The sequence below is a fragment of the Megamonas sp. genome (assembly GCF_986095205.1).
In genome coordinates, this window is sequence record NZ_CFQVBI010000084.1 from 1 (window position 1) to 9,252 (window position 9,252).

Consider the following 9,252-nt stretch of genomic DNA (forward strand, 5'->3'; position numbering starts at 1 on the left):
AAAAGGACTTAGTCCCGTAGAATACAGAACTAAGTCTCAATTAGTAGCTTAATTAATATGTCCAATATTTTGGGTGCATATCATGATTATAACGCTTTTTTTATTTAATTTTCTTCAGTAACTACATCACGTCTTAAAATTGTATATGGCACAACAGGTTTATCCATTTTCATAGTGATAATCTGTTGTGGATGTGGTGCTACTTCTATGGAAATACCTTCATCATTAAACATTTCTGTAATAGTTTGTTTAAATAAAGGTGCATCAGGTTGGAAAAATTCTATTTCTTGTCCAACTGTTAAATGATTACGTTGCTGTATAGTAGCAATTTTAGTTTCTTCATCATAATCAAGTACTAAACCTACAAAATCAGATGTATGTTCATAAGATGTTGTGTTGTAAATTTGATCATCACAAGAAGTTTTATGATAAGAGAAACCACTTGTATATTCACGATGAGAAACTTTATTTAATTCATCTATCCATTCTTGTTTAATCGTGAATTCTTCTGGATTTTCAAAATAACTATCGATAGCATGACGATATGCATTTACTACACTAGCTACATAATGAATAGATTTCATACGACCTTCAATTTTTAAGCTATCTACGCCACATTCGATGATATCTTTTAGATAAGGAAGCAAACACATATCTTTAGAATTAAAGAAATATGTTCCATTTTCATCTTCAGTTACAGGGAAAAATTGACCAGGACGTTTTTCTTCAGTCAAATTATATTTCCAACGGCAAGGTTGAGTACATGCTCCACGATTAGAATCTCTACCTGTTAAATAATTGCTGATTAAGCAACGACCAGAATAAGAAATACACATTGCACCATGTACAAACATTTCTAATTCCACATCAGTTTTTTCACGAATTTCTTTTATCTCAGCAAAAGAAAGTTCACGAGCTAATACAACGCGTTCTGCGCCTAAATCTTGCCATGCTTTAACAGCTCTCCAGTTTGTATTATTAGCCTGTGTACTGATATGAACTTCAAGATTTGGCACTTCATTTTTAATGAGCATGAATAAACCAATATCAGATACTAAAACAGCATCAACACCAACCTCTACCAATTCTTGTAGATATGGTAAAATCTCATTTATATCATTATTATGCGGAAAAATATTTGCTGTTACATAAACTTTTCTACCACGTTCATGAGCAAACTTAACGCCTTCAATCATTTCTTCTTTAGAAAAATTACCGCCATAAGCACGAAGCCCAAAGCGTTTTCCGCCAAGATATACAGCATCTGCTCCATATAAAATAGCCATTTTTAATTTTTCTAAATTTCCTGCTGGTGCTAATAATTCAGGTTTTTTTATTGTATTTTGCATTGTTCCTCCAAAAAATTAATTAGTTTTCAATCTTTTAGTTAAAGCCAGACCATCGCCATTTTCAAAAATCTCTGTTGTAAATTTATCTGTATCACTTACCATAGCAATATATTCACGCAATCTTTTTACAATAGTCTTATATCGGCGAGGTGGCTTTTCTTCACTCATTACATAACCGCGAAATAATACATTATCAGCTAAAATAATGCCATCATCAGCTAATAACGGTAATACTTTCTGCAAATAATCAGGATATTGTCCTTTCGCTGCATCGATAAAAACCATATCAAATTTATAATTTTTATCTAGTTTTTCTATATTTTCAGCGGCATCACCTAAAATAATTTCAATCTGCTCTTTATATGCAGACTGATTTATAAAATCTTGAGCCTGTTTTGCGCGTTCTTCATCTAATTCCAAAGAAATAATCTTTGTATTTTCTGCACCATAATAAGTAGTTAATAATGCAGAATAACCTATCGCAGTACCAATTTCTAAAACTCTTTGTGGCTTATATTTTTTTATTATTTCAATAAAAACCTTTCTGCCATTTTCATTGATGATTGGTACTTTATTTTCTTTCGCAAAATCTTCCATTTGCTTAAATAAAGCTTCCACGTTTTAATTCCTCTTACTTATTATTTATTCACCATATATTTCTTCAATAACTTTTAAATGTTCATCATATGTTACACTATAATGATTATGACCTTCACTATCTGCAACAAAATATAAATAATCTGTAGTTGCTGGATATAACACAGCTTCAATAGAAGCAAGACCTGGATTTCCAATTGGGCCTGGAGTCAATCCTTCATGTTGATACGTATTATATGGAGAATCTAGTTTTGTATCTTCAATGCTAAACTCTTCCTTATGTTCATCTAAAGCATATTGAATAGTCGCATCAGATTGTAACATCATATGATTTTCTAGTCGTTTGAAAAATACATCAGCGATAATTGGTCTATCTTCTGCAAACTTAGCTTCTTTTTCCACCAAAGATGCCATAGTTACCAATTCGAAAATAGATAAATTTTCCTCTTTAGCGCGTTCACGCATTTCACTATTTAATCTATGGTCAAAATTATCTACCATGATTTGCATGATTTGTTTTGCACCATAAGACCTATCAATATCATAAGTATCAGGAAATAAAAATCCTTCTACAGCATATTTGATATCCTTATTTTCTGTAGCTTCCTTCATATAATCATATGGAGTATAATCTTTTGCTACTTTGCAAAATTCCTCTTTTGTAGTCAAATTTTCTTTTTCTAATAAATTAGCAATATCTTCTACAGTGAAGCCTTCTGGAATAGTTATTCTGACTACTTGATTTTCTGGCCCTTGAACCAATCTATCAAGAACAGAATTTATATTCATACCCACACGAAAATAATAAATACCTTCTTTAAATTGAGTATCCTTACCTTCTAAACGAGCTAAAATGCGAAAACCAAGACCATTGTTTATTATAGCATGTTCTTGCAAATTTTGAGCAATTTCTTCTGTAGACATACCACTTTCTATTTTTATAGAAATATTATTGCCATGTCCTTCATCATCGCCAATGAAAAACAAATTGTATCCGCCTAAAAATATTAATACTACAGCCAAGCCAATTCTAACTTGATATTTAGTAGTAGTTAATATAGATTTTATCTTTTCCCACATAAATAATTAATCACCATCTCACTTAGCTATATTTAATATTTTTGACGTTCCTTCAATGCACGTTCAACATCACGTTTTGCAACTTTTTCTGCCAAAGCTTGACGTTTATCATAATTTTTCTTACCAGTAGCAAGACCTAAAGCCACTTTAGCTCTACCTTTGCTAAAATAAACTTTTAATGGTACTAATGTAAAACCTTTTTCTTTGATTTTACTGGATAATTTCACTATTTCTATTTTATGCATCAGTAATTTTCTAGCACGAAGTGGATCATGATTGAAAATATTGCCCTGTTCATAAGGACTGATATGCATATTATCCAAAAAGATTTCATTATTTTTGATTTTAGCAAAACTATCTTTTAAATTAGCTTTGCCTGCACGAAGAGATTTAACTTCTGTACCTACCAAAACAATCCCAGCTTCATATGTTTCATGAATAAAATAATCATGACGAGCCTTTCTATTTTCACAAACAATTTTTACACTTGCATTTTTCTTTCCCATAAAATCAACCTTACTTATTGTCTAAAATATTTATTTTTTACGGCGTTTGCCTTTTGAAACTCTATCACGCACACGTTCTTTGGTGCCACTTTTTTTACGAGTTTTCTTCGTATAAATTTTATCATAAAAAGCACTTTTCTTGTTATCTTTTTTCTTACCTTCTATTTTTGCAATAGATTTCTTTCTTTTTTCCTCTATTTTTTTATGCTCTTTATCTTTACGTTTTTTGCGTTTATATTTATCCGCTTGCTTTTTGCTTGCTTTATTTTCTTTAGAAAAATTTTCCTTAATCTTTAAATCTTTTTTCACATTATTATTGATTTCTGTAAAAAATGGTTTAGCGATTATATCATCTTCAAAAACAAGTGGCATCTTACCATTATCTTTTAAAATAAAATCAATAGAACGTTCTTTAATACTTGCTCTTGTCAAAATAACAGTTACTTCATCACCTAAACGATATCTGAAATTAGTCATTTCGCCAACGAGTGCATATTCTTTCTCTACATATTCATAATAATCATTTACCATAGTAGAAACATGGACTAAACCTTCTACGCCATTATCTAATTCTACAAAAATACCAAAAGCAGTAACACCACTGATAATACCATGGAATTCATCACCCAAGAAACGAGCCATATATTCAATTTCTTTAATTAAAGTCGTTTCACGTTCTGCTTCTGTAGCCACACGCTCTTGTTTAGATGTATGTGTAGCTACTTCAGGTAATCTTGATTTTAATTTTTCTTGACGTTCTGCTGTCATTTTTCCATTTAATTGTTCTTTTAATAAACGATGAACAATTAAATCTGGATAACGTCTAATTGGTGAAGTAAAATGCGTATAGTATTTAGCAGCTAAGCCAAAATGCCCTAAATTTTCTGCTTTATATTTAGCTTGTTGCATACTGCGCAGAGCTACAGCAGAAATAATTTTTTCTTCTGGCTTTCCTTTTATAGAATTTAATACTTCTTGAACAGCTCTAGGTTCAATTTTACCTTCAGTGTTGCGATTTAAATGCAAATTAAAATTAGCCAATAATTCATTTAAGGCAAACATTTTATCTTCTACAGGTTCTTCATGCACACGATAAATAAAAGGTAATTCTTTTCTAGCCATATGTTCGGCTACAGTTTCATTAGCCACTAACATACATTCTTCAATAATAGATTCACCTAAGCCATGTTCACGTTTTACAAGACCTACAGCTTGACCTTTGGCATTCAATTTCACCTTAACTTCAGGGATATCAAAATCTATAGCCCCACGCATCTGACGTCGTTTATTTAAAACTTTATATACAGCTTCTAAATTATGCAACAGTGGCAAAATATCTTGATTGTCCTCAATCATTTGCGTATCTTTTTCCACTAAGATACGATTTACTAATTTATACGTTAATCGACGATATACATGAATGACAGTAGGAAAAATATCGTATTTAATAACAGAGCCATTTGCATCAATTTCCATTTCTGCACACATGGAAAGTCTATCTTCGCCAGCATTTAAACTACAGATACCATTGGATAATTCTACAGGCAACATAGGAATAACTCTATCTGCCAAATATACACTTGTACCACGATTATAAGCTTCTTTATCTAAAGGTGAAAATGCTTTTACATAATGACTAACATCAGCAATATATACACCTAAGAAAAAATTCCCATTAGGCAATTTTTCTGCATAAACACCATCATCTAAATCTTTGGCATCTTCACCATCAATAGTTACAATTTGTAAATGGCGTCTATCCTTGCGTTTATTGCATTCTGCCTTACTAGGTACTTGCTCAATCTGTTTAGCTTCTTCTTGTACATCTACAGGGAATTGCTCTGATAAATCATATTGACGCATTACTGATAAAATATCTACACCAGGTGCACCTATTTTCCCAAGAACTTCTATAATTTTCCCTTCTGGACTATGATTTTTTGTCGGCCATTTAGTGATTTCAGCCACTACTTTCATGCCTACTTTTGCCCCATTAAAATTGCGACCTTCAATAAAAATATCTTGATTTAAACGGCTATCATCTGGAACTACAAAACCAAAAGTTCTACTGCTTTCAAATGTACCTACAACTTTATTATTAGCACGTTCTAATATACGAATAACTTCGCCTTCACGCTTAGTGAAACTACTTCTTTCAGTAGTGATACGCACTAAAACCTTATCATTATTCATCGCTGAATTTAACATACCAGCAGGAATGAAAATATCATCAACTTTAGCTTTACCTTCTTCTAGCCCATTATCTGGAATAACAAAACCAAATCCTTTAGCTGTAATGCTCATTTTCCCTATGACTAAATTCATATGTTTTGGTAAACCAAATAAACCGCTTCGATTTTGAATTAATAGATTTTTTCGCTCTAATTCTTCCATCACAGAGGGTAATTGCTTTATTTCATCTGCTTCTAAAGCCAAAGCATATAATAAATCTTCCTGACTCATCGGTCTTTTAGCTTTAGTTTGCATATATTCCATTATTTTTTCTTGTAAACTCATAAATTTATCCTCTATCTAATCTCTAAATAATTTATTTCAAAAAATTCTCTATTTTATTAAATAATTTATCATGTTCAATATCTAAAGTAACTAAATGACCTGAAAAATTTAATTTAAATAATTGTTTATCCTTGCTACCAATATGGTCATAAATATATTGACCACTTTCTTCTTTTACTGTATGGTCATTTTTACTTTGAACAATCAAAATTGGTTTTGAAATTTCTGGTAGAATTTCTTTTGTTTTGGCTATTATCTCCAACAATTGATGCACACAGACAAGTGGCATTTTATTATAAGATACATTGTATCTTTTAGCTAGTTCAGGTAATTCTCGTCTATTTTTACGCTGATATCGTCCCACTGATTTTTCAAGTGGTGGTAAAAATCTTAAATTGCGTTCATTAGCTATATATACAGGAGCAGACATTGAAATTATTTTTTTCACAGGAAAATCCCTGCCAATTCGCATAGCTAATAAACCGCCCATAGATAGACCAATTACAGATATTTCACTGCATATACCACGCAATAAATGATATCCATCACATGCACTATGATACCATTCATGCCAATTAGTATTAGCCATTTCTTCTACAGTCGTACCATGGCCAGCTAAGCGCACACCTAATACAGTATAACCTTGTCTGTATAAATAATTTCCTAATAATATCATTTCAGAAGGCGAGCCTGTAAATCCATGTATCAATAATACTCCTTTTGAACCTCCAGGTAACAAAAATGGCTCTGCACCACTAGTAATCATAAAAATACCTCCTAAATTTTAAAATATTATTATAAATGACTTATTAAATAAAATATTACACTATTTGATAAAAAAAAATCTCTATCTACTTTAAATTAATTCAAATAGATAGAGAATAGTTTTTTATGCTACCATTTTAGCTATGATTAAAGTAATTATCATAAACAGTACAGCAAAAAACACAGTGAAACGGGCCATCAATGCGTCCATACCGCGAGCACTGCTACTAAAAGCCGTTTCATTTTGTCCTGACAAGCTTCCCATACCAGCAGTTTTACCTTCTTGCATAAGCACAGAAGCAATCAAGCCAATTGCTACTAACGCATCTATAATCATCAAAATAGTCAATAACATATTTATCCTCCCCATAAACTTAAACCTGCTAGTACTATAATAGCATATCTATATCTTTGATTACAAGTTATAAATTCTCAATTACAAAGCCCAGTAAAAACCACCATTAATTTGATATGAATTTTTATTTCCATTGCCAAATCTGCGTTCAACATCTAAGAATGCATATGAATCTTTTTTAGTTTCAATATTAAAACCAAAACCAACATCATACCAATAACCACTATGGTCATATTTAAAACCAACATATTCATTATCAGAAGTAACATCTTTAATTGATACAAATTGTTCGCCTAAAAATTCTCGTAATACATCTGCTTTTAGATAAAAAGTATTTTTCTTATTATCACCAAAATTTTTGCCTAATTTAAATCCTGCTCTACCAATAATACTATCAATACCATCTACATGCACATTAGTATTTTGATTTGTAATGTAATCTGCGCCTGTTACTTTAGCTAATTGTAATTGAACTTGAGGAGTGATATACCAATCATTTTTTAAATTTTTCATATAGCCATATTCTGCACTAGCAGAAAATACATCATTATCGTAAATTCCTTTAATTAAATTCAATTTTTTGGTACCAGCTATTTCAAAATCATTTTCTAAATGACCCCATTTCAAAATATAATCGCTATAATGACCATCATCACCAATCCATGTATCATAAAGCCAGATACCTTTTCTACTATTATTTCCTTTGCCAGCTATATCATCATAAGAAGTAGACCCTTTCATATAATCAAAAGCTAATCCTAAACGTTCTTGACCATTGTCTCTAAGAAAAAGTTTATCATATCCTAATTCATACATATTCCCATCAACAGTATATCCTAAGTCTTTTTCAATTCTATCATGACGAAGTCTAAACCATATGCCATCATCATTTTTATTTAAATAATGCACATCACCCATGCGTTTATCTAATCGTCCCATGAAGACCGCTACATCATAATTAGCCTTAGTCATATTTAATATAGTTTTACCTGCATTAGATAAAGTTTTTTCTTCAATATTTACCAATTTATAATTAACAGCATCTTCATTATTGCCAAAGATATTATTAATTATATCATTACCTGGTCGATTTTCTGTTAATAAATCACTATTATCACCATTATTATATAATGTATTTTCTTCATTATTCACATCATAATCTTCTGAAGCAATTTGGTATTTAATATTAAAAAATCCATCATTATACGCTACTGCATTTTTAAAAACTTGCTTATTTTTATCACCAACTGTAGCAAAACGTAAACCATTTTGCCCTATATCATTTTTAGTTACAGCATTTGCTAAAATAACATTATAATTTCCTGTGCCTGAATTTAAATAAACCATATCTGTATTTTGTCTATTGCCATTTAAATTCATCACAAAATTACTATCGCCATTAAATTCTTTAACCATTAAACTATGTGGTTTATTTTCTGTATTATATCCCACCATATCAATAATATTATTTTCTTTAGTATTAATCTTAGAAATAAAACTTTGCCCTACTACATTCCATCTAGATTTATTATTAAAATCTATACTTATATTACCTGCCAAATTCTCTTGTTTTAAATTTTGATTATTTAAATCCGCTAAATAACTATAATCATTTATATTTCCTGTAATTAAACTATTATTTCCTATATCTAAAGAAATATTTCCTTGATTTTCAGCTAAAATATTACCGTCGATAATCAATCCTGAAACATCATCATTACTATTTGATACATTCAATTTTATTAACCCATTATCTTTAGCTATAATATCTCCTTTAATAACACTATTTTGACCAAATGATGCTGTAATTATTCCCTGATTTAAATTATTCATATCGTTATTTGCTAGTAGCGCTACTTGTTGAGAATTGGCTTGTATAATACTAGTTCCTGTAATATCAATAGTGCCAGCATCTGCCCAAATAATACTTTGACCATTATCATTTTTTAGATAATTTACTTTGCCTTGGATTTTTGTATTAGCTTTATTTTCTGCATGTACTAATCCATTAATAGAATTATTTTCACTAGCTATTATTTCAACATTGCCACCATCAATATTATCTATAGCTGTAGTAGCATTT

At 30.5% G+C, this 9,252-nt stretch carries 8 protein-coding genes; all 8 read right to left on the reverse strand.

The window, feature by feature from the left end:
• Window positions 1-104 precede the first annotated feature (104 nt).
• Window positions 105-1,349 (reverse strand): peptidase U32 family protein, encoded by a 1,245-nt coding sequence (locus AC5LAX_RS12525; RefSeq protein ID WP_288909456.1) that lies wholly within the window; start codon window positions 1,347-1,349, stop codon window positions 105-107.
• Window positions 1,350-1,364: 15 nt separating this feature from the next.
• Entirely contained in the window at window positions 1,365-1,967 is a 603-nt protein-coding gene (locus AC5LAX_RS12530) for an O-methyltransferase (RefSeq protein WP_288909457.1), read from the reverse strand.
• A 24-nt stretch (window positions 1,968-1,991) separates the two neighbouring features.
• Entirely contained in the window at window positions 1,992-3,026 is a 1,035-nt protein-coding gene (gene mltG / locus AC5LAX_RS12535; protein ID WP_288909458.1) for an endolytic transglycosylase MltG, read from the reverse strand.
• A gap of 32 nt (window positions 3,027-3,058) precedes the next feature.
• A complete protein-coding gene (smpB, locus tag AC5LAX_RS12540) occupies window positions 3,059-3,532 on the reverse strand; it encodes an SsrA-binding protein SmpB (protein ID WP_015563420.1) in 474 nt (157 codons plus the stop codon).
• Between the two features lie 30 nt (window positions 3,533-3,562).
• Window positions 3,563-6,049: a ribonuclease R gene (gene rnr, locus AC5LAX_RS12545; protein ID WP_288909459.1), complete on the reverse strand. Its 2,487-nt coding sequence runs from the start codon at window positions 6,047-6,049 to the stop codon at window positions 3,563-3,565.
• A 31-nt stretch (window positions 6,050-6,080) separates the two neighbouring features.
• Window positions 6,081-6,815 (reverse strand): alpha/beta hydrolase, encoded by a 735-nt coding sequence (locus AC5LAX_RS12550; protein ID WP_019000149.1) that lies wholly within the window; start codon window positions 6,813-6,815, stop codon window positions 6,081-6,083.
• A gap of 123 nt (window positions 6,816-6,938) precedes the next feature.
• Window positions 6,939-7,169, reverse strand: coding sequence for a preprotein translocase subunit SecG (gene secG / locus AC5LAX_RS12555; RefSeq protein ID WP_008537917.1), 231 nt, complete (start codon window positions 7,167-7,169; stop codon window positions 6,939-6,941).
• An 81-nt stretch (window positions 7,170-7,250) separates the two neighbouring features.
• Window positions 7,251-9,252 (reverse strand): autotransporter outer membrane beta-barrel domain-containing protein (locus AC5LAX_RS12560; protein WP_493263864.1); only part of this gene is annotated, 2,002 nt, incomplete at its 5' end.